The 23,192-nt window shown below is 59.5% G+C and carries 23 protein-coding genes; 12 read left to right on the top strand and 11 right to left on the bottom strand.

Annotation, left to right across the window (positions count from 1 at the left end; translation table 11 throughout):
• Window positions 1-42 precede the first annotated feature (42 nt).
• The 5 genes from ACIQY3_RS32740 to norR all read right to left on the bottom strand — a co-directional run bounded on the left by ACIQY3_RS32740 (window position 43) and on the right by norR (window position 4,476).
• Complete coding sequence (locus ACIQY3_RS32740) at window positions 43-792, bottom strand: YkgJ family cysteine cluster protein (RefSeq protein WP_403028481.1); 750 nt, start codon at window positions 790-792, stop codon at window positions 43-45.
• An 83-nt stretch (window positions 793-875) separates the two neighbouring features.
• Entirely contained in the window at window positions 876-1,202 is a 327-nt protein-coding gene (locus ACIQY3_RS32735; RefSeq protein ID WP_403028478.1) for a hypothetical protein, read from the bottom strand.
• Between the two features lie 146 nt (window positions 1,203-1,348).
• Window positions 1,349-1,807 carry a GNAT family N-acetyltransferase gene (locus ACIQY3_RS32730; protein WP_403028476.1) on the bottom strand — a complete coding sequence of 153 codons (459 nt, stop codon included), beginning with the start codon at window positions 1,805-1,807 and terminating at the stop codon, window positions 1,349-1,351.
• A gap of 26 nt (window positions 1,808-1,833) precedes the next feature.
• Entirely contained in the window at window positions 1,834-2,736 is a 903-nt protein-coding gene (locus ACIQY3_RS32725; RefSeq protein WP_403028473.1) for a chemotaxis protein CheV, read from the bottom strand.
• Between the two features lie 189 nt (window positions 2,737-2,925).
• Complete coding sequence (norR, locus tag ACIQY3_RS32720) at window positions 2,926-4,476, bottom strand: nitric oxide reductase transcriptional regulator NorR (RefSeq protein ID WP_403028470.1); 1,551 nt, start codon at window positions 4,474-4,476, stop codon at window positions 2,926-2,928.
• Between the two features lie 148 nt (window positions 4,477-4,624).
• Here norR and hmpA point away from each other — a divergent pair, with 148 nt between their 5' ends.
• The 7 genes from hmpA (at window position 4,625) to cyoE (ending at window position 12,235) form a co-directional block, all read left to right on the top strand.
• Window positions 4,625-5,806 carry an NO-inducible flavohemoprotein gene (hmpA, locus tag ACIQY3_RS32715; protein ID WP_403028467.1) on the top strand — a complete coding sequence of 394 codons (1,182 nt, stop codon included), beginning with the start codon at window positions 4,625-4,627 and terminating at the stop codon, window positions 5,804-5,806.
• A 276-nt stretch (window positions 5,807-6,082) separates the two neighbouring features.
• Window positions 6,083-6,592 carry a disulfide bond formation protein B gene (locus ACIQY3_RS32710; protein ID WP_403028465.1) on the top strand — a complete coding sequence of 170 codons (510 nt, stop codon included), beginning with the start codon at window positions 6,083-6,085 and terminating at the stop codon, window positions 6,590-6,592.
• Window positions 6,593-7,392: 800 nt separating this feature from the next.
• On the top strand, window positions 7,393-8,337 hold the full coding sequence (gene cyoA / locus ACIQY3_RS32705; protein ID WP_403028462.1) for a ubiquinol oxidase subunit II: 945 nt from the start codon (window positions 7,393-7,395) through the stop codon (window positions 8,335-8,337).
• A gap of 3 nt (window positions 8,338-8,340) precedes the next feature.
• The gene (cyoB, locus tag ACIQY3_RS32700) at window positions 8,341-10,371 is read left to right on the top strand and encodes a cytochrome o ubiquinol oxidase subunit I (RefSeq protein WP_403028459.1); all 2,031 of its coding nucleotides are present in this window, start codon (window positions 8,341-8,343) and stop codon (window positions 10,369-10,371) included.
• A 3-nt stretch (window positions 10,372-10,374) separates the two neighbouring features.
• A complete protein-coding gene (locus ACIQY3_RS32695; protein WP_054045508.1) occupies window positions 10,375-11,001 on the top strand; it encodes a cytochrome o ubiquinol oxidase subunit III in 627 nt (208 codons plus the stop codon).
• A complete protein-coding gene (gene cyoD / locus ACIQY3_RS32690; protein WP_054045505.1) occupies window positions 11,001-11,336 on the top strand; it encodes a cytochrome o ubiquinol oxidase subunit IV in 336 nt (111 codons plus the stop codon). Before ACIQY3_RS32695 ends, cyoD begins: the two co-directional genes overlap by 1 nt.
• An 11-nt stretch (window positions 11,337-11,347) precedes the next feature.
• Window positions 11,348-12,235: a heme o synthase gene (gene cyoE / locus ACIQY3_RS32685; protein WP_054045503.1), complete on the top strand. Its 888-nt coding sequence runs from the start codon at window positions 11,348-11,350 to the stop codon at window positions 12,233-12,235.
• A gap of 206 nt (window positions 12,236-12,441) precedes the next feature.
• Here cyoE and ACIQY3_RS32680 read toward each other — a convergent pair whose 3' ends face one another.
• The gene (locus ACIQY3_RS32680; RefSeq protein ID WP_403028455.1) at window positions 12,442-13,851 is read right to left on the bottom strand and encodes a PLP-dependent aminotransferase family protein; all 1,410 of its coding nucleotides are present in this window, start codon (window positions 13,849-13,851) and stop codon (window positions 12,442-12,444) included.
• A gap of 122 nt (window positions 13,852-13,973) precedes the next feature.
• Between ACIQY3_RS32680 and ACIQY3_RS32675 the strand changes: the two genes are divergently transcribed.
• Both ACIQY3_RS32675 and ACIQY3_RS32670 read left to right on the top strand, forming a co-directional pair.
• The gene (locus tag ACIQY3_RS32675) at window positions 13,974-14,459 is read left to right on the top strand and encodes a RidA family protein (protein WP_403028452.1); all 486 of its coding nucleotides are present in this window, start codon (window positions 13,974-13,976) and stop codon (window positions 14,457-14,459) included.
• A gap of 148 nt (window positions 14,460-14,607) precedes the next feature.
• Window positions 14,608-15,102, top strand: a complete 495-nt coding sequence (locus tag ACIQY3_RS32670) for a RidA family protein (protein ID WP_403028450.1) — start codon at window positions 14,608-14,610, stop codon at window positions 15,100-15,102.
• A 77-nt stretch (window positions 15,103-15,179) separates the two neighbouring features.
• Here ACIQY3_RS32670 and ACIQY3_RS32665 read toward each other — a convergent pair whose 3' ends face one another.
• The 4 genes from ACIQY3_RS32665 to ACIQY3_RS32650 all read right to left on the bottom strand — a co-directional run bounded on the left by ACIQY3_RS32665 (window position 15,180) and on the right by ACIQY3_RS32650 (window position 18,798).
• Window positions 15,180-15,884 (bottom strand): hypothetical protein, encoded by a 705-nt coding sequence (locus ACIQY3_RS32665; protein WP_403028447.1) that lies wholly within the window; start codon window positions 15,882-15,884, stop codon window positions 15,180-15,182.
• Window positions 15,885-16,011: 127 nt separating this feature from the next.
• Window positions 16,012-16,515, bottom strand: a complete 504-nt coding sequence (locus tag ACIQY3_RS32660; RefSeq protein WP_403028445.1) for a hypothetical protein — start codon at window positions 16,513-16,515, stop codon at window positions 16,012-16,014.
• A gap of 52 nt (window positions 16,516-16,567) precedes the next feature.
• On the bottom strand, window positions 16,568-18,085 hold the full coding sequence (locus tag ACIQY3_RS32655) for an ATP-binding protein (protein WP_403028442.1): 1,518 nt from the start codon (window positions 18,083-18,085) through the stop codon (window positions 16,568-16,570).
• Complete coding sequence (locus ACIQY3_RS32650; RefSeq protein WP_403028439.1) at window positions 18,082-18,798, bottom strand: response regulator transcription factor; 717 nt, start codon at window positions 18,796-18,798, stop codon at window positions 18,082-18,084. The genes ACIQY3_RS32655 and ACIQY3_RS32650 overlap by 4 nt, the downstream gene beginning before the upstream one ends.
• A gap of 151 nt (window positions 18,799-18,949) precedes the next feature.
• On the opposite strand from ACIQY3_RS32650, the gene msrB reads away from it, so the two are divergent.
• From msrB to msrA, 3 genes are read left to right on the top strand one after another with little or no spacing between them, the layout of a single operon-like run.
• The gene (msrB, locus tag ACIQY3_RS32645; RefSeq protein WP_403028436.1) at window positions 18,950-19,468 is read left to right on the top strand and encodes a peptide-methionine (R)-S-oxide reductase MsrB; all 519 of its coding nucleotides are present in this window, start codon (window positions 18,950-18,952) and stop codon (window positions 19,466-19,468) included.
• 43 nt (window positions 19,469-19,511) lie between these two features.
• A complete protein-coding gene (locus ACIQY3_RS32640) occupies window positions 19,512-21,275 on the top strand; it encodes a cytochrome c biogenesis protein DipZ (RefSeq protein WP_403028433.1) in 1,764 nt (587 codons plus the stop codon).
• 31 nt (window positions 21,276-21,306) lie between these two features.
• The gene (gene msrA / locus ACIQY3_RS32635; protein ID WP_403028430.1) at window positions 21,307-22,014 is read left to right on the top strand and encodes a peptide-methionine (S)-S-oxide reductase MsrA; all 708 of its coding nucleotides are present in this window, start codon (window positions 21,307-21,309) and stop codon (window positions 22,012-22,014) included.
• A gap of 123 nt (window positions 22,015-22,137) precedes the next feature.
• Here the strand turns inward: msrA and ACIQY3_RS32630 are convergent, their stop codons facing one another.
• A complete protein-coding gene (locus tag ACIQY3_RS32630) occupies window positions 22,138-23,151 on the bottom strand; it encodes a diguanylate cyclase domain-containing protein (protein WP_403028427.1) in 1,014 nt (337 codons plus the stop codon).
• Window positions 23,152-23,192 lie beyond the last annotated feature (41 nt).

The following is a 23,192-nucleotide window of genomic DNA, read 5'->3' as shown; positions in this document are numbered from 1 at the left end:
CTTGTTCGCGAAGGGGTCATCACAGGCAACGCATCCCTTGGATCAAGCCGCCCGCAACGAAATAAACGCGTAGTTCAGCGCCGCCTCAGTCGCCACTTCAGCCCCAGCCGCCAGTACTTGCCCGGCAATGTCCTCGCCCGAGACATGAAACAGCCATTCACCGCCCGGCGCACCCAATGGCTGCGCCACAACCTGATCGATCACCGAGGCAAACGCGCTCATCTCCGGCAGATAAGCGGTAAAACCGTCGCCCTTCAGCGCGGTGGTGCGAATCCCCAGCAACCCGCAAATCGCATCCTTGGTCTGAACCTCATCACGATCCGCCTGGCGCGAGCGCTGGATCAGCGTGACCAGTTCCTGATCAACCAGCTCGCCCCCCACAATCAGGTCCGGCCCTTGTTCCCACGATTCGGGCGGGCATTCTTTTACCGCCGGGTTCAGGGGAATGTGCGGATTGATTTCCATCGGGTAGATGCGGCACACCAGCGGCCGACGTTCGTAGATGCGGCAGAGGTTGTCTTCGTCAAGATTCCGGCAGGGCCCGACGTTGTAGGCGGCGAAAGTGATAGCCACGTAGGCCTCGGTCGCGCCGCTACGAACCATCACCGACCGGCGCTCGGCGTGTTCCCGTTGCAAGAGCGGCAAGCCCAGGCCGTTGCCCAGGAAGCCTTCCACCAGCACGATCACCTGACCGCCATCGTTCGCCCACATGCGGGCTTCCGTCAGGGTCAGGGGTACGTGGTGGTCGTTGCAGCATTTGCCGCAACCTACGCAGGAAAACGTCGTGTTCATTGTTCGACCGGTCGCATGTGAGGGCATGGATGGGCGACAGAAAGCCACCGCACAGACCAGCGTCGAAGCAAGTTATGCGCCACTCACGGCTTTTTGGCGGTGGGCCGGATGGAGTCCCATTCAGTGACGTAGGCGGTTTTGCTCTTCTTGTTGTAGAGGCAAAGCTCGGTACCTTGCTGGCCCTTCATGTGTTTTTGCGGGTATTGACCTTGCAGCAGCAGGGCGGTGTAGCCGACCCGGTCGTCAAATTGCGCGGCGGTGCCGATGGGTTTGGCATCCTTCAGGCCGCTGGCCTTGGTGCAACTGGTGAGGACGGCTTTGTCGTAGGCGGCCCAGGCGTCGGGGCTGGAGGCGTGGGCCTGGGTGGCGAGGGCGGCGAGGCTGAGGACGAGCAGGGTGGTGGCTTTCATGGGGAAGGCATCCTTGGGCTAGTGTTGGCCAGGGAGCGAGTATGCCTGATGGTTGTGTGTTGTTTGCGCGGGCCTCTTCGCGAGCAAGCCCGCTTCCACATTGGAGTGCGGCCCCTGTGGGAGCGAGCTTGCTCGCGATGGCGATCTCAGGCCGGCACCGGCTCCCGGCGAACCACCCGCATTCCGGCACTTTCATACAATCGCTGTGCCCGAAGGTTGTTTTCCAGCACCTTCAAATCGACGAACCCTTCGCGTCTTTGCTGAAACGCTTTGAAAGCATTTAGCAGCAAGGCGCGGCCGAGTCCGAGGCCTTGGGCGCGGGGATGCACCACCAGGTTCTTGATGTAGGCGCTGGTCCAGCATTGGCATACGCCGACAATGCCTTCGGCATCCAGGGCGATGAAACACAGGCTCGGATCGTATTCAGGGTCAGTTTCAAAGCGCCGCTGCCAGACATCCAGCGCCGGCACACGACCGCCGCCTTCGCGATAACCCAGCCCCATCAGCCGATGCACGTCTTCGGCAAGCTCAGGGCGGTACTGGCACAGTTTGATGCCGCTTGGCCAAGTGATGGCCGGCACCGCCTCAGCGAGGTTGCGCCGCATCAGAAAGCAAAAGTCCTCGGCCAAACTCAGTGACCTTGCTCGGCGACGGCCCTGGCGGCTTCGATCAGGCACTTGGTCAGTTCTGGCGAGGAGAACTTGGTCAGTACCCCGTTGGCCCCGGCCAAGCGGGCTTTTTCGCTGTTCATCGCGCTGTCCAGCGAGGTGTGCAGCAGCACGTAGAGGTGCGAGAAATCCGGGGTTTCGCGCAAGGTGCGGGTGAAGGCGTAGCCGTCCATCTCCGACATTTCGATGTCCGACACAATCAGGTTGATTTGCTGCGCGGTGCCTTGCAGGTCCAGCAGGCAGTCGATGGCTTCCTTGGCGCTGCGGGCGGTGTGGCATTGCAGGCCGAGGTTGCGCAGCGTGTGCACCGATTGTTGCAGCGCGGTCTGGCTGTCATCGACCACCAGGATCCGTGCGTTGCCCAAGACTTCGGCGTCTTCCATGCTCAGTTCGGTCGGGGCCATTTCGATCTGCGCCGGGGCGATGCCGTGGATGACCTTTTCGATGTCCAGCACTTGCACCAGCACGCCATCGACCGAGGTCACGCCAGTGATGTACGACCGCACGCCGCCGGAACCGAAGGGCGGCGGACGGATGTCGGTGGTCAGGCAGTGCACGATCTTGCTCACGGCCTGAACGTGCAGGCCCTGTTTGGAGCGGCTGACGTCGGTGACGATCAGGCAGCCACCGTTGGGATCTTCCAGCGGCCGCTCGCCGATGGCGCGGCTCAGGTCGATCACCGACAACGAGGCGCCGCGCAGGGTGGCGATGCCTTTGACGTGGGGATGCGACTCCGGCAGCTTGGTCAGCGGTGGGCAGGGGATGATTTCACTGACTTTCAGCAGGTTGATCGCCATCAGCTTGCCGCTGCGCAGGGTAAACAGAAGAAGCGAAAGTGAATCTGCGCGGGCTTTGGTGGAGGACATAAAAACCTTCTTTGGAGAAAGGTGATGGGCGAGTAAAAAGTCGCCAAAAGCAATTGATGCCGGGTTATCGACTTGTTGGGGGCAGGCTTTAGAAATTCGGGTGAATGGTATGACGACTTCGCGAGCAAGCCCGCTCCCACCATGGAATGCATTCCCAATGTGGGAGCGGGCTTGCTCGCGAAAGGGCCCTCACTTCATCCCCAATCTTTTGGCCATCCGCCCCAGATTCGCTCGATCCAAGCCTAGCTCACGGGCCGCGCTCGCCCAATTGTTGTGGTGGCGTTCCAGACAGGCGTTGATCAGTTGCCGCTGATAATCCTCGGTTGCGGCGCGCAAGTCACCCGAGACCAAAGCCACAGGGCTGACGGTTGGTTGCTCGGCTGGCACCTCGATACTGCCATGGGGCAGATCCAGATCCGCCGCGCTCAAGCTGAGAATCTTCGGCCGTTCCTTGCAGTTGCCCAGCGCCTTCAATGCGCTGCGGCCGATCAAGTGTTCCAGCTCCCGCACGTTCCCCGGCCATTGATAAGCCAGCAGCGCCGCTTGTGCATCGCTGTTCAGGCGCAAGCTGTTGAGGCCCATGCGCGAGCGGTTCTGCTCGAGGAAGAAGCCGCTGAGCAGCAACACATCCCGCCCGCGATCTCGCAGTGCTGGTACGAGCAGCGGATAAACGCTCAGCCGATGATAGAAATCGGCGCGGTAGCGGCCGCTGCGCACTTCTTCTGCCAGGTCGCGGTTGGTGGCCGCGATCAGCCGCACGTCGACTTGATGTTCTTTATCCGAACCCAGGCGCTGCAACTGGCCGCTTTGCAGCACCCGCAACAGCTTGGCCTGTACGGTCAGGGACAGTTCGCCGACTTCATCGAGAAACAGCGTGCCGCCGTTGGCCAGTTCGAATTTACCGCGACGGTCGCTGGTTGCCCCGGTGAACGCGCCGCGCACATGGCCGAACAGCTCGCTTTCGACCAGCGTGTCCGGCAGGGCAGCGCAATTGAGGCTGATGATCGGCTTGTCGGCCCGGGGCGAAGCGGCGTGAATCGCTTGCGCCACCAGTTCCTTGCCGACCCCGGTTTCCCCAGTGATCAGCACCGTCAGATCGCTGCCGCCCACCAGGCTGATTTCTTCCACCAGGCGTTTGTGCGACTTGCTCTGGCCGATCATTTCGCGGTTCTGCTGGCCGCTGGCCTGACGGTAAACCTCGGCGCGCTGGTGTTCGTCTTCGGCGCGATTGGCCAGTCGTTCGATGCGCTCGGCGGCATTCACGGTCGCGGCGGCGAGGCTGGCAAAGGCCTGCAAAGCGTCGAGTTCGATCGGTTCGAAGCGCTCTGGGTCCAGCGCATCGAGGGTCAACAGTCCCCACGGGCGCTCATCGATAAACAGCGGGCAACCCATGCAATCGTGAACTTCCAGGTGCTCGTCGAGGCCGTCGACCAAACCGTCGTAAGGGTCGGGCAACTCGCTGTCAGCGGCAAAGCGAGTCGGGCCGGGGCTGCTGAGCAACGCTTCGAAGCGCGGGTGTTCGCTGACTTTGAAGCGTCGCCCCAAGGTGTCGGTGCTCAAGCCGTCGACGGCCAGCGGCACCAGCCATTCGCCATCGAGGCGCAGCAGCGCGGCGGCATCGCAGGGCAGCAGGGCGCGCATGGCTTCGAGCAGGCGCCGATAGCGCTCGCCTTCGGGCAGTTCGCGGGACAGGTCCGAGACCAGGGGAAGAAGGGCGGTAAGCAGGGATTTTGCAGTCATAGTGACTCCATGTAGTCGAGGTGACTATAAATCACTCTGTGTCGATATGACTACGTCGCATTTAAGATATTGATTTTTAACAATTTAATTGTTGGCATGGAAACTGATAAGCCTAAGGCATTCACATCGAAGCTCAGGAGTTGCCCTAATGCTTAGCGTTCAAGACCGTGCCATCGTCAAATCCACCGTGCCGCTGCTGGAAAGCGGTGGCGAAGCGCTGATCACCCACTTCTACCGCATGATGCTCTCCGAATACCCGGAAGTCCGCCCGCTGTTCAACCAGGCCCACCAGGCCAGTGGTGATCAACCCCGCGCCCTGGCCAACGGCGTGTTGATGTATGCGCGGCACATCGATCAGCTCGACCAGTTGGGCGATCTGGTGGCCAAGATCATCAACAAACACGTGGCGCTGCAGATTCTCCCGGAACACTACCCGATTGTCGGCACCTGCTTATTGCGTGCGATTGCCGAAGTGCTGGGCGAAGAAATCGCCACACCTGAAGTCATCGGCGCCTGGGGCGCTGCCTATAACCAACTGGCTGACATCCTGATCGGCGCCGAAACCAGCATCTACGACCAGAAAGAACAGGCACCGGGCGGCTGGCGCGGGGCGCGGGAGTTCATCATCGTGGCCAAAGTCGAGGAAAGCGCGGAAATCATCTCGTTCTACTTCGAACCTGCCGACAAAGGCCCGATCCTCGCCGCTGAACCCGGCCAGTACATCGGCATGAAACTGATCCTCGACGGTGAAGAAATTCGTCGTAACTACTCACTGTCATCCCTGTCGGACAACGGCCAGTACCGCATCAGCGTCAAGCGCGAAACCGGTGGCCGCGCCTCCAACCACCTGCACGATCAACTGCATGTCGGCTCGAGTATTCAACTGTTCCCGCCATCGGGCGAGTTCACCCTGACCGCCAGCGACAAACCGCTGGTGCTGATCAGCGGCGGCGTCGGCATCACCCCGACGATCGCAATGCTCGAAGCGGCGTTGGCGACCGAGCGGCCGGTGCACTTTATCCACTGCGCGCGTAATGGCAGTGTTCATGCGTTCCGCGACTGGATCGACGGTTTGGCCGAGCGTCATCCGCAGCTCAAGCGCTTCTATTGCTACGCCGAAGATGACGGCGTGAGCCCGGCGGCGGACAAGGTTGGGTTGTTGAGCCAGGAGCAACTGGGCGCATGGTTGCCGCAGCAGCGGGACCTGGATGCGTACTTCCTGGGGCCGAAAGGCTTTATGGCGGCGATCAAGCGTCATTTGAAAGCGCTGGGTGTGCCGGAGAAGCAGAGTCGTTATGAGTTCTTTGGGCCGGCTTCGGCACTTGAGTAACTATTAAAGACCGAGCCGCCTGCTTCGCGAGCAAGCCCGCTCCCACAGAGGACCGGTATGAACACAAATCCTGTGTTCAACCGAGATCCCATGTGGGAGCGGGCTTGCTCGCGAATGGCCGCACCGCGATCCCGATTCTTGCAAATCACTCAAAAGTTAATCCCTTCTTAACCGGCCTGTCGTCTATTCCCCGACATCCAACGGCGCGCGCCAGGCTCTCCAAGGTCCGGGCCAGCGTGTAGACTTCCGGCAATCGATATTTAGAAGGGAAACGCGATGAGTGACGAAACGATGCGACTGGGCCGTGAGCGGCGTTATCTGGTGCTGCTGGGCATTATCTGCCTGGCACTGATCGGTGGCGCGCTGTACATGCAAGTGGTGCTGGAAGAGGCGCCGTGCCCGCTGTGCATCCTGCAGCGTTATGCATTGTTGCTGATCGCCATCTTCGCCTTCATCGGCGCGGCCATGCGCACCCGTCGCAGCCTTACGGTGTTCGAGGTGCTGGTGGTCATCGCCGCGCTCGGCGGCGTCGCGGCGGCCGGGCATCACGTCTATACGCAGTTCTATCCGGCGGTCAGTTGCGGCGTCGATGTGCTGCAACCGATTGTCGATGGTCTGCCGCTGGCGAAGATCTTCCCGCTGGGTTTCCAGGTCGATGGCTTCTGTGACACGCCATATCCGCCGATTCTCGGCCTGTCGCTGGCACAGTGGGCGCTGGTGTCGTTTGTGCTCGTGGTGATCCTGGTGCCGCTGCTGGTCTCGCGTAATCGCAAGGCATTGCGCTAACCCGTCGCGTCATACAAAAACGCCCCGGTCCTCGTCAGGAGGGCCAGGGCGTTTTGCATTTCAGAGCTCAGGTAAACAGACCGTGATGTACGACAGCCAAGGGTGCGCAACGTGTGCGACATGTTGTCACAGCTTGAGTGTCGCAGAGCATTTCAAAGAGCTGAATTGGTGCATAGCTACGCAACGAAATGACCCCGTTTGAACTGCTGCCCATTTGTTCATCTTCCTGGTGTAACAGGCAGTTTTAACAGGCTTCGGCGAATCGCCAGACCCCTTGCTTATCGGGGCTTTGGCGGGGGTAACGGAAGGCAAGGTGCCATGAAGGCTGTCTGAACTGCGGGTGTTAGCCCCACAAATTTTGGTGTTTTTGTTGAGAATTAATTTCGATACCATGCTGAACTTTTGCAAAATCCGTTAATGATTGTTGCCGGAATGGATAAAAATTATTTCGAGATGAGACATGGTTTATAGGCGGCGACGTATCTACAATCGCCCGCACTGAATTCCCGGCGCTGCTCTCATCTGAGCAGAATAGGGCGTCGAGAGGCTTAGCGGCTTCATGCGACTCCCAGGTGTCGGTGCCTTTCCGACTATCCGCACCAAATGGAATTGGTCTGTAACAAGGCCTTTGACCACGAATTCGAATAAGAACTCACCGCTAGCCCAGGATTTGTCGAACAGCGTCTGACGCGCGACGGGCAGCCCTTATTCAATCCAAGAAAAATGCCAACCCTTGGCAGGGTGAAGTGTTGGCGATCAAAACCCAACTGCATTGCGCAAGCTGCTTTAGAGGTCGTGAGATGAGTAAAAACAGGTACCCCAGACTACTAGGCTTATTGCCGCTGCTCGGCACGTTGCTGCTGTCAGGCTGCAACATGACCTTGCTCGACCCCAAGGGCCAGGTCGGCCTGGATGAGCGAAACCTGATCATCACCGCAACGCTGCTGATGCTGTTGGTCGTTGTGCCGGTCATCGTCATGACGTTCCTGTTCGCCTGGAAATATCGCGCTTCCAACCCGGACGCGGTGTACGCGCCTAAATGGTCGCACTCCACCAAGATCGAAATCGCGGTGTGGGCTGTTCCGGTCCTGATCATCATTGCCCTGGGTTACGTGACCTACATTTCGACCCACGCACTGGACCCGTACAAGCCGCTGGAATCCGACGTCAAGCCGATCACCGTTGAAGTGGTCTCCATGGACTGGAAGTGGCTGTTCATCTACCCGGAACAAGGCATCGCCACCGTTAACAAACTGGTGTTCCCGGCCAACACGCCAATCAATTTCAAAATCACCTCCGACACCGTGATGAACTCGTTCTTCATCCCGGGCCTGGGTGGCCAGATCTACGCGATGGCGGGCATGGAAACCAAGCTGCACCTGATTGCCAACCAGAACGCTGAATTCGACGGTATCTCCGCCAACTACAGCGGCGCGGGTTTCACCGGCATGAAGTTCAAAGCTATCGCCACTTCCCAGGCGGATTTCGATGCCTGGGTCAGTGATGTCAAGAAGGCACCTAAACAGCTGGAAAAAGCTGAATACGAAGCCCTTTCCAAACCAAGCCAGAACAACCCAGTCGAGCTCTACTCCTCGTTCACGCCAAACCTGTTCCAGATCATCGTCGACAAGTACGAAGGCATGAAACCGGGCAAGCCAATGCATCACGAGAAAAAAGAGCACGAAGTGGCCGCCATGGAAGGGATGGACATGAGTTCGCATTCAGCTGCCGGGGCAGAGGAGTAAACGATGTTTGGTAAATTAAGTTGGGAAGCGGTCCCGTTCCACGAACCGATCGTGATGATTACCATCGCCATGATCGCGCTCGGCGGTCTGGCGGTGTTCGCTGCAATCACCTACTTCAAGAAGTGGACCTACTTGTGGACCGAGTGGCTGACGTCGGTCGACCACAAGAAAATCGGCGTGATGTACATCATCGTCGCCATGGTCATGCTGCTGCGCGGCTTTGCCGACGCCATCATGATGCGTTCCCAGTTGGCCCTGGCCACCGAGGGTTCGCCTGGCTACCTGCCACCTGAACACTATGACCAGATCTTCACCGCCCACGGTGTGATCATGATCATCTTCATGGCGATGCCATTCTTCACCGGCCTGATGAACCTTGCAGTGCCGCTGCAGATCGGCGCCCGTGACGTTGCCTATCCGTTCCTGAACTCCTTGAGCTTCTGGCTGCTGGTGTCCGGCGTTGTGCTGGTGAACGTGTCCCTGGGTGTCGGCGAATTCGCCCGTACCGGTTGGGTTGCGTATCCGCCGCTGTCGGAACTGGGCTACAGCCCGGGCGTTGGCGTGGACTACTACATCTGGGCCCTGCAGCTATCGGGTCTGGGGACAACGCTAACCGGGGTTAACTTCCTGGCGACCGTGCTGAAGATGCGTACTCCAGGCATGAAGATGATGGACATGCCGATCTTCACCTGGACCTGCACCTGGGCCAACGTCCTGATCGTGGCTTCGTTCCCGATCCTGACCGCTACCCTGGCACTGCTGACCCTCGACCGTTACATGGATTTCCACATTTTCACCAATGAACTTGGTGGCAATCCAATGATGTACGTCAACTTGTTCTGGGCCTGGGGTCACCCCGAGGTTTACATCCTGATTCTGCCGGCGTTCGGGGTCTTCTCCGAAGTCATCTCGACCTTCTCCGGCAAGCGTCTGTTCGGCCACCACTCGATGATCTACGCCTCGGGCGCGATCTCGATCCTGGGCTTCATGGTCTGGCTGCACCACTTCTTCACCATGGGTTCGGGTGCCAGCGTCAACGCCTTCTTCGGCCTGGCGACGATGCTGATCTCGATTCCGACGGGGGTGAAGCTATTCAACTGGCTGTTCACCATCTATCGCGGTCGTCTGCAGTTCACCAGCCAGGTTCTCTGGACCCTGGGCTTCATGGTGACCTTCGCCATCGGCGGCATGACCGGCGTACTACTGGCCATCCCGGGTGCTGACTTCGTACTGCACAACAGCCTGTTCGTGATCGCTCACTTCCACAACGTGATCATCGGCGGCGCAGTATTTGGCTACATCGCTGGTTTCGCTTTCTTCTTCCCTAAAGCGTTCGGCTTCAAGCTGCACGAAGGTTGGGGCAAGGCAGCGTTCTGGTTCTGGATCTCGGGCTTCTTCGTCGCGTTCATGCCGCTCTATGCACTGGGCTTCATGGGCATGACCCGTCGTCTGAATGCCACTACCAACCCTGAGTGGGTGCCTTACCTGCACGTTGCAATGTTCGGCGCGGTCATGATCGCCGTCGGTATTGCCTGCCAGTTGATCCAGCTGTACGTCAGTGTGCGTGACCGCAACAAGCCAGAGAACATGTGCGAACACGGCGATCCGTGGAATGCCCATACCCTGGAATGGTCGACCTCGTCGCCACCGCCGTTCTACAACTTCGCCGTACTGCCGAAAGCGCCAGGCATCGACCCGTTCACTGAAGCCAAGGAAAACGGTACTGCGTACCAGACTCCGGCCAAGTACGAGCCGATCCACATGCCAAACAACACCGCGACCGGCCTGGTCATGGGTGCTCTGTTGACCGTGTTCGGTTTCGCGATGATCTGGCACATCTGGTGGATGGCCATCTTCGGCCTCGCCGGTACCGTGATCTACTTCGTTATCCATGCTGCCCGTGATGACCAGGGCTATATGGTGCCGGTCGACGTGATCGAGCGCATCGAAGCCGAGCAGCACAAGCGTCTGGTAGCGGCAGGGAAAATCCCGGCTGGCGCCACCCGTGTTGAAACCTCGTTGGAACAGGCTTAAACCATGTCGAACTTAGTGACCAATGCTGGACACACCCATGTCGATGAACATGGGCACGATGACCATCACCACGACTCGGGCGAGATGACCGTATTCGGTTTCTGGCTCTACCTGATGACCGACTGCATTTTGTTTGCGTCGATCTTCGCGGTGTACGCGGTACTGGTTAACAACGTAGCGGGTGGCCCATCGGGCCACGACATCTTCGAGCTGCCATACGTGCTGGGCGAAACCGCCTGCCTGTTGCTCAGCTCGATCACCTACGGCTTCGCCATGCTGGCGTTGTTCAAGGGCAACAAGAAAGCAGTGTTGGGCTGGCTGGCCATCACCTTCCTGTTCGGCCTGGGCTTCATCGGCATGGAGATCAACGAGTTCCACATGCTGATCTCCGAAGGCTACGGTCCTAACCGCAGCGGCTTCCTGTCCGGGTTCTTCACCCTGGTCGGCACCCACGGTCTGCACGTGACCAGCGGTCTGATCTGGATGGCGATCATGATGTATCAGGTCAACAAACATGGCCTGACGTCGACCAACAAGACCCGCCTGAGCTGCCTGAGCCTGTTCTGGCACTTCCTGGACGTGGTCTGGATCTGCGTATTCACCGTTGTTTACCTGATGGGGACTCTGTAATGGCTAACGCTCATTCCCACGACAGCCACGACGCCGGTCACGGCAGCGTAAAGTCCTACGCCATCGGCTTCATCCTGTCGGTGATCCTGACGATCATTCCGTTCGGCCTGGTGATGTACCCATCGCTGCCGAAAGTCTGGACGCTGTGGATCGTACTGGCCTTCGCAGTGATCCAGGTGCTCGTTCACCTGGTGTACTTCCTCCACTTGGACCGCTCCGCCGCCCAGCGTAACAACGTGATCGCGTTTGTGTTCGCTGCGATGGTGATCGTCCTGCTGGTTGGCTTGTCGCTGTGGATCATGTTCAGCATCCACACCGTCATGATGGCGCACTGAGGAAAGTCCGGATGTCCTTTAAGCACTTTATCCAAATCACCAAACCGGGGATCATTTTCGGTAACGTGCTTTCTGTGGCGGGCGGATTTTTCCTGGCCTCGAAAGGGCATGTCGATCTGGCCATCTTCCTGGCCGCCATGATCGGCACGTCCCTGGTGGTGGCTTCCGGTTGCGTGTTCAACAACTGCATCGACCGCGACATCGACCTGAAGATGGAACGCACCAAGAACCGAGTGCTGGTCCAGGGCTTGATCTCCCTGAAACTGGCCCTGGTCTACGCGACCGTCCTAGGCATCGCCGGCGTTGCACTGTTGTACAAGGTGGCTAATCCACTGGCCGCGCTGTTTGCGGTCATCGGTTTCGTCATCTACGTCGGCTTCTATAGCCTGTACCTCAAGCGCAAGTCGGTTCACGGCACGCTGGTGGGCAGTCTGTCGGGCGCCATGCCGCCGGTGATCGGTTACGTCGCCGTGACCAACAGCTTCGACATGGCCGCGCTGACGTTGCTGGTGATGTTCAGCCTGTGGCAGATGCCGCATTCCTACGCCATCGCGATCTTCCGCTTCAACGATTACCTGGCCGCATCGATTCCGGTGCTGCCAGTGAAGCGCGGGATCCAGGTTGCCAAGAAGCACATCCTGCTCTACATCCTGGCGTTCCTGGTCGCGACCCTGATGCTGACTTTCAGCGGCTACGCCGGCATGAGCTACCTCGCCGTCGCCGCGGCCATGGGCATGTACTGGTTGTACATGGCCTGGACCGGCTACAAGGCAGTGGATGACACGGTCTGGGCACGCAAGCTGTTCGTGTTCTCGATCTTCACCATTACCGCGCTGAGCGTGATGATGTCGCTGGACTTCAAAGTGCCGAGTGAGCTGTTGCTGACTTATGCGCCTTAAGGTTTAGTTGCTGAATTGAAAAACCCCGCCTTCGAAAGAAGAGCGGGGTTTTTTATTGGGTTTTCCCCGGGGGACCGGGTGGCCCCATTCGCGAGCAAGCCCGCTCCCACAGGGGATCGGGATTGCCGCTACTCTTGTGATCGGCGCTGGGCCCCTGTGGGAGCGGGCTTGCTCGCGAAGGCCGCGCCGCGGTGTATCAGCAAAACTCAGCGATCAAGCAACCGGAAAAACCGCTCGCGAACCTGGGCGTTATCACTGTGCGCCACGTTGAATCGCATGAATTGGCTGGCCTCAGGGGTTTTGCTGAGCAATGTTCCAGGCGCCAGCACGAGGTCGTTTTCCAGGCCTTTGCGGGCCAGGGTTTCGGCGTGCAGGCCTTCCGGTAATCGCGTCCAGATAAACAGCCCTTCACCGGGCAGGGAGGACACGGAACAACCAGCCTCCACCAACCAGCGCGCCACCCGGCTACTCGATTCGTACAACCGATCTACCGTCCGCCGCGTGTGTTTGGCGTAGCTGCCGTTGCTGAGCATCGTGCAGGTAATCTGCTCGGCGAATTCAGAGGTCACGCCGCCGCAGGCCATTTTCAGGGTGATCAGGCGTGCCGCCAGTTGCGGTGACAGCACGGCATAGCTGACCCGACTGTTGGCCGTCAGGGTCTTGGAGAATCCGGATACGTAACTCACATTGTCCACCCCACTTGCTGCCAGACGCGGTGTGCGGCGTTGTTGAAGGTCGCCATACAAATCGTCTTCGACAATGTGGAAACCATAGCGGTGGCTCAGCTCCATCAGCCGATACACCTGGGCCGGGGAGAACGAGTGCCCGGTCGGGTTATGCAGCGTGCTGTTGGTCATGTACAGCACGGGTTTGTGGGCGATCAGCGCTTGCTCGAAGGCTTCCAGGTCCAGGCCTTCGCAGGTACGCGGAACGGTGATGACCTTGGCGCCATGCAGCGCGAGGTTGGTGTGCATGTTGAAGTAGCACGGGTCGTCGAGCAGCACGGTGTCGCCGGGTTTGATCAGCAGGCGCATCAGCAGGTCGACGGCCTGCATGGTGTTGGCTGTGGTGATGATCTGTTCCACCGGCACGTCGATGCCGAACGTCGACAGCTTGACCCGCAATGCCTGGCGCAATGGCAGGTAGCCGCCGGTGACGCCGTATTCGCCCATGCGCAGAGCGGTGGCGCGCAGGGTGCCGCGCACGGCTTTGAGCAGTTCTTCGGCAGGCAGCCAGGAGGACGGCAGGAATCCGCAGCCGGGGCGCAGGGCGCCGTTATCCAACAGTACGGCGCGGCGGACGATGCTGAGGGTGTCCTGGGGTTGCAGGTCCGGGCCGGGTTCTGCCGGGATCGTAGTGCTGGAGCGATGCACGTAATGCCCCGAGCCCTGGCGAGAAACCACCAGCCCCTTGGCCCGTAAGTGATCAAGGGCATCGACCACCGTGGACTTGCCCACGTTCAACAGTTCGGCGAGTTCACGAATCGGTGGCAGCTTGGCGCCGTGGGGCAGCCCTCCCTGGCTGATCGCGATTGACAGTTGTTCGACGATCTGTTGCACCAGCGGCACGCCTGGCTGGAACTCGATGGCGGCGATGACCGCACGTTGAGCCTGCATTTTACTGGTCTCCCTGGCAGTAAAGTTCGCTGGATTCTATACGAACTTGCTCTGCTCAAGGCAAGCGTCTGTGCCTACCCTCGATGGCGTGTTTCGCAAGATTGATCTAGAAGGTGCAGTCAATGAACAAGCCAACCACCCGTGACGAACGCTTTATCGAGCTGGCCAAGGAGCACGGCTTCGACATCTACGACGAGAACACCGCCGGCGGGCATTACTCCCTGCTGGTCTGGCATGGCAATGAACTGTATGTCAGCGGCCTGGTGCCACGCATGAACGGCAAAATCCAGTATCCCGGCCGGGTGGGCCTGGAACTCAACCTGGCGGATGCCCAAGCCGCCGCCAGCATCAGTGCTATTCGCGCACTGGCGCTGATCATGGATGCCGTGGGTTCACTGGATAAAATCAAGTCACTGATTCGTATCACCGTGCATGTCAAATCCACCTTTGATTTCGTTGATCTCAGTGAAGTGGCCAATGGCGCGTCGGACGTCTTTACCCATGTGCTGGGCGACGCCGGCAGGCATACGCGAACCACCGTCGGTGTTTATCAGTTACCGAAAAATGCCCCGGTAGAAGTGGATATGATCGTGGCCCTGGAACCCTAGGCGTTGTAGACAATCACGTATAAAAAGCCCCGCCTTCGAAAGAAGTGCGGGGCTTTTTCATTCAATGTCGTGGCGAAGAGCTACCTTGGGCTAATCTGTCAAAAGTTAGGGTTGTTAATGGACAGTTACAGAGGTGGGGTGGGGGGAAATGACGGGCCACATGACTTGCGATGAACGCTTCATCGCCTTGGCAACAGAACTTGATTACGACATTTACGGTGAGAGCACTATCGGTTGGCATTTCGAGCCCCTGGTCCGACACAACAATGAACTGTATGTCAGTGGTCTGGTACCGCGTAAGCATGGCAAGGTCCAGTATCCGGGCAGGGTAGGCCTTGAACTGACCCTGGCGGATGCTCAAGTCGCCGCCAGCATCAGTGCGATGCGTGGCCTGGCATTGATTGTCGACACCATTGGGTCTCTGGACAAAATCAAGTCGCTGTTACGCGTCACCGTTTATGTAAAGTCCACGGCGGACTTTGCTGACCTGAGCGAAGTGGCCAATGGTGCTTCCGATGTGTTCAGGCATGTACTGGGGGACGCCGGCAAACATGCGCGAACGACAATCGGGGTTTACCAGCTACCGAAAAATGCGGCCGTGGAGATGGACATGATCGTGGCGTTACGTCCTCCAGCGCCGTGACGTTTTATGGCAGACAACAAAAAGCCCCGCGCTGAACCTCAGAACGGGGCTTTTGGTTTTGCAGTACCGCCAAGTCGTTACTGCGCGGCGATGCTGTAACCGTCAAACGCGGTTTGCTGCTGCAGCGCGGTGATGATGTTCTTGCGGTTGACCGCTTGTTCCGTCCCGGCATTGTCCAGGAAGGTTTCGCTTTCCAGCTCCGCTTCTTCACCTTCGCCGACAAAGGTGAAACCGAGGAATTCCAGCGCTTCGCGGTCAACGTTCAGGCGCGAACGTGGCGTGCGCAGCGGCAGGGTGACGTTCACGCCATCCTTGCTGATGGTGAACACTTCGACTTCTTTCTTCGCGCGAGCAACCTTGCTCTTGCCGCTGCTCGGGTTGCTGATGGCTTGATGCGTCTGGTTGAGCACCTTCAGCGCCAGGCCGTAGACGATTTCCTGAAATGCCGGGTCGTCCTTGAAGCTGGACAGGATGCGGCTGATCGGGAATTTGCTGCTCAGGTCTTCCAGGGCGGCAATGTCGGAGGCTTCGGCATCCTTGAGTTGCTTGAGTTCACCCATCAGTTCATAGGCTTTATCGTCGTCGAAGCTGTCGTGAGCGTGGCGAATCGCGGCGCGCAGCTCGCGAATCTGGTCGCTTTCCCGGGTGGACTGGAAAGCGTCCAGGACCATCTCGCTGATGGTCTTGGCCTGGGGCACGTGCTGTGAAAGATTGATGGAGTTTTCGTATTCCGCTTTGGACGACAAGGTGACTACGGATTCAGCGGTATTGGAATCGGACATTGAAATTTCACTACTTCTTTTAACTTGAGTTGAGGCGAGAAAGCGCTGGGCCTTTTCAGGCCGCCTAATCTATTGGACCAGCGCTGTGTTGTCACGACCCAAGAGGCGAGCGGGCCTATTTGGATGCCTACGCGGTTGTCATTGGCTTCAGAGATTGGAAAATCCGGTACAACTTAAGCGTACGACCGCAGAACAACCCGCTGGCAAAACCTGACGCGCAGGCCTTGAGCAACACCATCTGCAACGTTGCCGACCATTCGGGCTGCACGGCTGCCTGATAGCCGAAGTAATAGTTCACGGCAAAAAACAGCAGGTAGAGCGCCAGTGTCTTGATTGAGCCCGGCAGGATCAGCCCGGTTCGCGAATCATCCAGTTCGATGCCCTTACGTGAAAAAATCACCAGCGCGGCCAGGCTACCCATCAGGACGGCGATCACCCAACAGGTCAACGACAACGGCGGGTTGAGCGAAAGATTCAGTGAGTACAGCGACCACGCCAACAAAATCGGGGGTGTGACCAGCAATGAGGTTTTGCTTTCCCGAGTCGGGGACAGGGCTTTGAAGCCGTAGTAGCACAGCAGCAGAAGTACTCCGTAAACCCACCACGGGGTGTTTTGCAGGGTGTTTAACATTGCGCAGCATCCTTGCCGAAATAGGTGCCGGAATCATAGCGGTAGCGCTCGACTATTTCCCCGGCGAATTCAGATTCATCGAGCGAACCACCCCTTGCTCGGCCGTTTGTTCGTCTATGGGCAATGTGAAGCGAAAAGTCGCGCCACGTCCCGGCAGATCGATCAACTGGATGTCACGGCCATGCAGTTGCAGGATCCGGTGCACGATCCGCAACCCCAGCCCGCCATCACGCCGTGCACCACCAATGTTGAATGGGCGCAGGAACAGGCCTTCGCGCAGTTCGGCGGCGATGCCGGGGCCTGTGTCGCTGATAGTCACTTCGACGAACGAACCTTGAGGTCGCAGGCTGAGTTCTATTTCACCGCCCTGGGGCGTATGGCGCAGGGCATTGTCGAACAGGTTGGTCAGCACCCGTTCGATCAGCCCCAGGTCGGCGCAGGCGGCTGAAACGTTGGGGGCGAAGGTGGCCTTTAGTTCTACCTGGCGTGCTTCGGCGGTGAGTTCGAATTTCTGGAAGATGTCTTGCACCAGATCGGTCATGGAGAAGCGTTCCAGCACCGGTTGCACAAAACCGTGTTCCAGCCGCACCAGTTCCAGCAGCGATTGCGCCAGGCCACCGACCTTGCGGCTTTGGTCCAGGGCGATGCCCAGGTAGCGGCGGCGGTCGGCGGGGGAGAGCGTGGCATCCTTGAGCGACAGGGTTTCCAGATAACCGTGCAGTGAGGCCAGGGGCGTGCGCAGGTCATGGGAGATGTTCGCCACCAGTTCGCGGCGTTCCTGGTCCTGGCGAGTCAGCGAGCGCCACTGTTCACTGAGGCGGGTTTGCATCTGCCGGAACGCGGCATCGAGGACGGCAATCTCATCGTGGCTGGCGGCTTTTTCCACCGGGGCCGAGGTCGGCGGCGTGACCGGCACGCCATCGATGTCGAACTGGCTGACGGTTTCGGTCAGGCGCCGCAACGGCCGGGTGATCAAGGCAAAGGCTGTGAGGCCAGCAATCAGGCACAACAACGCCACCAGACCGATGGACAGCAGGGCCGTATTGAGCGCAGCGCTGGTGGCGCCGCGTTCGGCGTAGCGGTCATGTTCTTCGCTGAGCAGCACCACATACAGATAGCCGGCCGGTTTGCCGTCGACTTGCAGCGGCGCGGCGCTGAACACCTTGCGGCCCTCGACGCTGCGCGGGTCATCGCCCAGGATCGGCAAGACGTCGCCCTTGAGCAGACGCTGGATCGGCTGCAGATCGACTTGCTGCCGATGTATCCGTCCTTCCGGTGCTGCGCTGCCGACGATGCGGCCCTGGCTGTCGAGCAGATAGACCTCGACACTCGGGTTGACCAGCATCAGTTGGCTGAACAGATCGCGCACGGCATTCGGCATCAGGCCCTTGGCATCCATCAGCACGGTGTCGTGGGCGATGTGCTGGGCCAGGTCCCGGGACAACCCTTGCACCACTTCCAGCTCATGCATCTGGTTGGAGCGCACCTGCATCCATGCCGAGGTGCCGCAGCACACCAGCAGCAACACGGCGAACACCAGGGACAGGCGCTGAGTCAGGGTCATTCTCATGGCTGGTCCTCGAGTGCCGCGAATTTATAACCGCGTCCCCACACCGTGAGGATGCGCACCGGTTGGGCCGGATCGGTTTCGATCTTGGCCCGCAGGCGATTGATGTGGGTGTTGACCGTGTGCTCGTAGCCTTCGTGGCTGTAGCCCCACACGGCGTTGAGCAGGTCCATGCGCGAAAACACCTTGCCCGGTTGGCGGGCGAAGAAATACAGCAGGTCGAACTCCCGTGGCGTGAGGTCCAGGCGCCGACCGTCGAGGGACACTTCGCGGGTGATCGGGTCGATGGACAGGCCGTCGAGCATCAAACTGCCGGCGTCCATCTTCAGGTTGCGGGCCATGGCATCGACCCGTCGCAGCAGCGCCTTGACCCGCGCCACCAGTTCCAGCATGGAAAACGGCTTGGCCAGGTAATCGTCGGCACCCAGCTCCAGGCCAAGGATGCGGTGCAGCTCGCTGGAGCGCGCGCTGGTGATGATGATCGGGGTGTAGCGCGCCATGGCCCGGGCGCGCTTGCAGATTTCCAGGCCATCGACGCCTGGCAACATCAGGTCGAGGATCAGCGCGTCCCAGCTTCCTTGCTGCAACAGGCGCATGCCTTCGTCCCCGTCGGCGCAATGCACCACCTCGAACTGCTCATCACGCAGATGCAGGCAGATAAGGTCGGCGATATGCAGGTCGTCCTCGACCACCAGGACGCGTTTGGTCTGTTCCATGAAGCTCAATCCTTTGTTGCGAATGGGCACATTGTGCGGGTTTTCCTCGGGTGGAGTTATCACGAATTGTTTAACTCCCCGTGAGGATTTGGCGATCAACCCAAGCCTAGGCTGTGTTCCATGACAGGCACCTGGAATTTTGGAGACGGCCATGTTTTCACGCAGACAATTTCTTCTAACGAGCGGCGGGCTGGGGGCTGCAGCCCTGGTGATCGGTGTATTGCCAAAATTTGCGGCGAGTTCTGCACTGATCAGCGAGGCCAGCGCGGCGGAGGTTTTCGAAGTGACCCACACCGACAGCGAATGGCACACCCTTCTCAGTGCCGAGCAGTACGAGATCCTGCGCGAAGAAGGTACCGAACGGGCCTACAGCAGCCCGTTGAACAACGAGCATCGGGCGGGCACGTTTGCCTGCGCCGGGTGTGATCTGCCGTTGTTTTCATCGGACACCAAGTTCGACAGCCGTACCGGTTGGCCGAGTTTCTGGGCACCGCTGGACAAGGCCGTGGCCTCGCGCCAGGACCGCTCATTTGGCGTGTTGCGCGAAGAGGTCCACTGTCGGCGTTGCGGCGGGCACCTGGGCCATGTCTTCGATGATGGGCCGAAACCGACAGGCCTGCGTTACTGCATGAATGGCCTGGCGATGACCTTCAAGCCACAGACGGCCTGATCCGCGGGCACTTACTTTATCTCTCTTGATGCAGGTCGACGCTATGTGGCTTCTGGTTCTCTCTTATCTCGGTGGCGTGCTGACGATTGTCAGCCCGTGCATCCTGCCGGTATTGCCCTTCGTCTTCGCGCGTACCGGGCAACCGTTTGTGAAAAGTGGCTTGCCGCTGTTGGTGGGGATGGCCATGACCTTCGCGCTCGTCGCCACGTTGGCGGCGGTGGGCGGCGGTTGGGTGGTGCAACTCAACCAGTACGGTCGCTGGCTCGCATTGGTATTCGTGGCGTTGTTCGGCCTGACACTGTTGCTGCCTAAACTGGCTGACCGCTTGACCCGTCCGTTGGTCGCGGCGGGCAGTCGGTTGTCAGAAGTGGCGGGCGCCGATGCCCGGCCGCGTCCCGGCGCTTCGTTCCTGATAGGCGTGGCCACGGGCCTGTTGTGGGCGCCGTGCGCCGGGCCGATTCTCGGATTGGTGCTGACCGGTGCGGCGTTGCAAGGGGCAAGCATCGGGACCACTTTGTTGCTGCTGGCGTACGCCGCTGGTGCGGCAACCTCCCTGGCCGTGGCGCTGTTGCTGGGCGGCAAGGTGTTCGCGGCGATGAAACGCTCGATCGGTGCTGGCGAGTGGGTGCGTCGCGGGCTTGGCGCCATGATGCTGGCCGGCGTGGCAGCGATTGCGCTGGGGCTGGACACCGGGATTCTGGCGCGGGTTTCGACGGCGTCCACCGGTGGCATCGAACAAGCCCTGGTTGGGCGACTGGCCGGCAAATCACCGAACAACAGCGCGGCACTTCCGGCCTCGGGCGGTGCAATGCAAGTGGCGGACAAAACTCCAGGCGCGCTGCCTGTTGAAGGCAATCTCCCGCCTCTGGACGGTGCCGTGCAATGGCTCAACTCACCGCCGCTTACCGCCGAAGCGCTGAAGGGCAAAGTCGTGTTGGTGGATTTCTGGACTTACTCCTGCATCAACTGCCTGCGCACCCTGCCGTATGTAAAAGCCTGGGCCGAGAAGTACCGCGATCAGGGGCTGGTTGTGATCGGCGTGCATGCGCCGGAGTTTGCCTTCGAGCGCAATGTCGGCAACGTCACCAAAGCCATGAAAGACCTGGGCATCAACTACCCGGTGGCCATCGATAACGATTACAAGATCTGGCGCGCGTTCAACAACGAATACTGGCCGGCACACTATTTTGCCGATGCCCAGGGCCGCATTCGTTATCACCACTTTGGCGAAGGCGAATACGCCGAGTCGGAGCGGGTGATCCAGGAACTGCTGAAAGAAGCAGGGGCAACAAAGGTTGCGGACGGCTTGATCAATGTCAGCGCCGAGGGTGTGCAACTCGCCCCGGACATGAGTGAAGTCCAGTCTCCGGAAACCTATGTCGGCTATCAGCGTGCGGAGAATTTTGTCCCTGAAAAAAGCTTCGTGGCGGACAAAGTCGCGACGTACACCCCACCGACCCAACTGGCCCTGAATAACTGGACCCTGGGCGGCCAATGGAATGTCGGGGCAGAGCGAGCTACGGCAAGCGCGCCGGCCAGCCGCATCGTCTACCGCTTCCATGCCCGTGATCTGCATTTGGTCCTGGGGCCAGGAACCGATGGCAAACCAGTGCGCTTCAAAGTGCTGATTGACGGCAAGGCACCGGCTGACGCCCACGGGACTGATGTCGCCCCCGATGGCAGCGGCAGCGTCACCGAACAACGCCTGTATCAGTTGGTGCGCCAGTCCGGCGATGTCACGGACCGCACCTTCAGCATCGAATTTCTCGACCCGGGCGTCTCGGCATACGCCTTTACGTTCGGTTGATAACGATCCCATTTTCCAAGGAGTCAGCCCAATGAAAACTCTATTCACCTGGCGCCGTACCTTACTGGGCCTGGCGGCGGCCAGCGTTATCGGCCAATGCTCGGCGCTCTCTTTAGGTGCCTCGGAAGACGCCGTGGTCATCCCGCCACCGACCCTTGATGAAACCACCCAGGCCAACAGTGAAACGGCAGTCTTCGCCGGCGGTTGTTTCTGGGGCGTCCAGGGTGTGTTTCAGCACGTCAAAGGCGTGAAAAAAGCCGTTTCCGGTTATGCCGGTGGCGCGGCCAATACGGCTGAATACGAGAAGGTCAGCGAGGGCGATACCGGGCATGCGGAATCTGTCGAAGTCACCTTCGACCCGACTCAAGTCACCTACGGCACCCTGCTGCAAATCTACTTCTCAGTGGCGCATAACCCCACGGAACTCAATCGCCAGGGTCCGGACAGCGGTACTCAATATCGCTCGGCGGTCTTCCCGGAGAATCCGGAACAGCAGCGTGTCGCCCAGGCCTACATCGCCCAACTCGACGCCGCGCATTTGTTCAACAAACCCATCGTCACCAAACTGGAAACCTACAACGGCTTCTACCCGGCCGAGGATTACCATCAGGACTTCCTGACCGAGCACCCGACGTATCCCTACATCGTGATCAACGATATGCCGAAAGTGGCGCAGTTGAAGCAGTTGTATCCGGACAAATATCAGGAGAAAGCGGTGTTGGTGAAGGCCGGGTCATAAGCCCCGGGCCAGTCACAAAACAATGTGGGAGCGGGCTTGCTCGCGAAGAGGCCGTGTCAGTCAACATCTACATCGACTGACACGCCGCCTTCGCGAGCAAGCCCGCTCCCACAGTGTCCGCGCTCATCCCGAAATCACATTCTTGCCCATCACTTTTGACCGATACAGCGCCTGATCGGCCCGGGCCAGCAGGCCGGTTTGCTGTTCTTCTTCAAAGCGCTGCACCACGCCAAAACTCATGGTCACTTGAAAATCCCCCACCGGCAGCAGGTTCGTCAGACCGAGGCGAATCTTTTCCGCGACTTCTCTGGCATCGGCCAGCGAGGTATTGGGCAGGATCAGGATAAATTCATCACCGCCCCAGCGAGACAGCAAGTCACCGTCGCGCACGCAACTTTTCAGGCACGCGACCACCCGCACCAACGCCGCATCGCCCAACGCGTGGCCGTAGTGATCGTTGATAATCTTGAAGTCGTCGATGTCCATCGCAATGAGCGACAGCGGTTGGCGGAAGCGCTGGGCGCGGTCGCATTCCTGGGGCAGGGCTTTTTCCAGGCGATAGCGATTGGCGACCGAAGTCAGGGCATCGGTTTCCGCGAGTTTGCGATTTTCTTCAAGTTGGATTTGCAGCTGCTGATTGACCCGGGACAGCTCCCGGGTGCGTTCTTCGACAAGGGCTTCGAGGGAATGATTGCGCCGCTCCAGTTCTTCGAGCAGGCGCTTCTTGTCTTCGATGCTGCGGTGCGCCCCGACCATCCGCGCCACCGAGCCATCGGCATTGCGCGCCAGGATGTAGCCGCGATCTTCGATCCAGGTGTAGGTGCCATCCTGCCGACGGCAGCGATACTCGGCCTGATAGCCGGGTGCACGCTGATTCAGGTAGTCATCGAACAACGCCATGACCCGCGAATAATCGTCGGGATGCATCACGGTTTCCCAGGTCAGCACGGTGTTGTCCAGAGAGTGCGGCGAATACCCGAGCATCTCGTACCACCCGGGGTTGCGGTAGACGAAGCCGGTGTTCGCATTCCAGTCCCAGATGCCGTCGCTGACCAGTTCCATAATGGTGTGCAGCATGTCTTGGTTGAAGTCCGACAGATTGAACTTCAACGGCTCGATATCCGTTGCGTCGCCCATCACCGCTCTCCTTGCCGCCCCTATATCGATGTGACTCGCCC

This window comes from Pseudomonas sp. NPDC096950, assembly GCF_044762525.1.
In the GTDB taxonomy this organism is placed as follows: domain Bacteria; phylum Pseudomonadota; class Gammaproteobacteria; order Pseudomonadales; family Pseudomonadaceae; genus Aquipseudomonas.
This window is presented reverse-complemented; position numbering and strand designations above follow the sequence as displayed.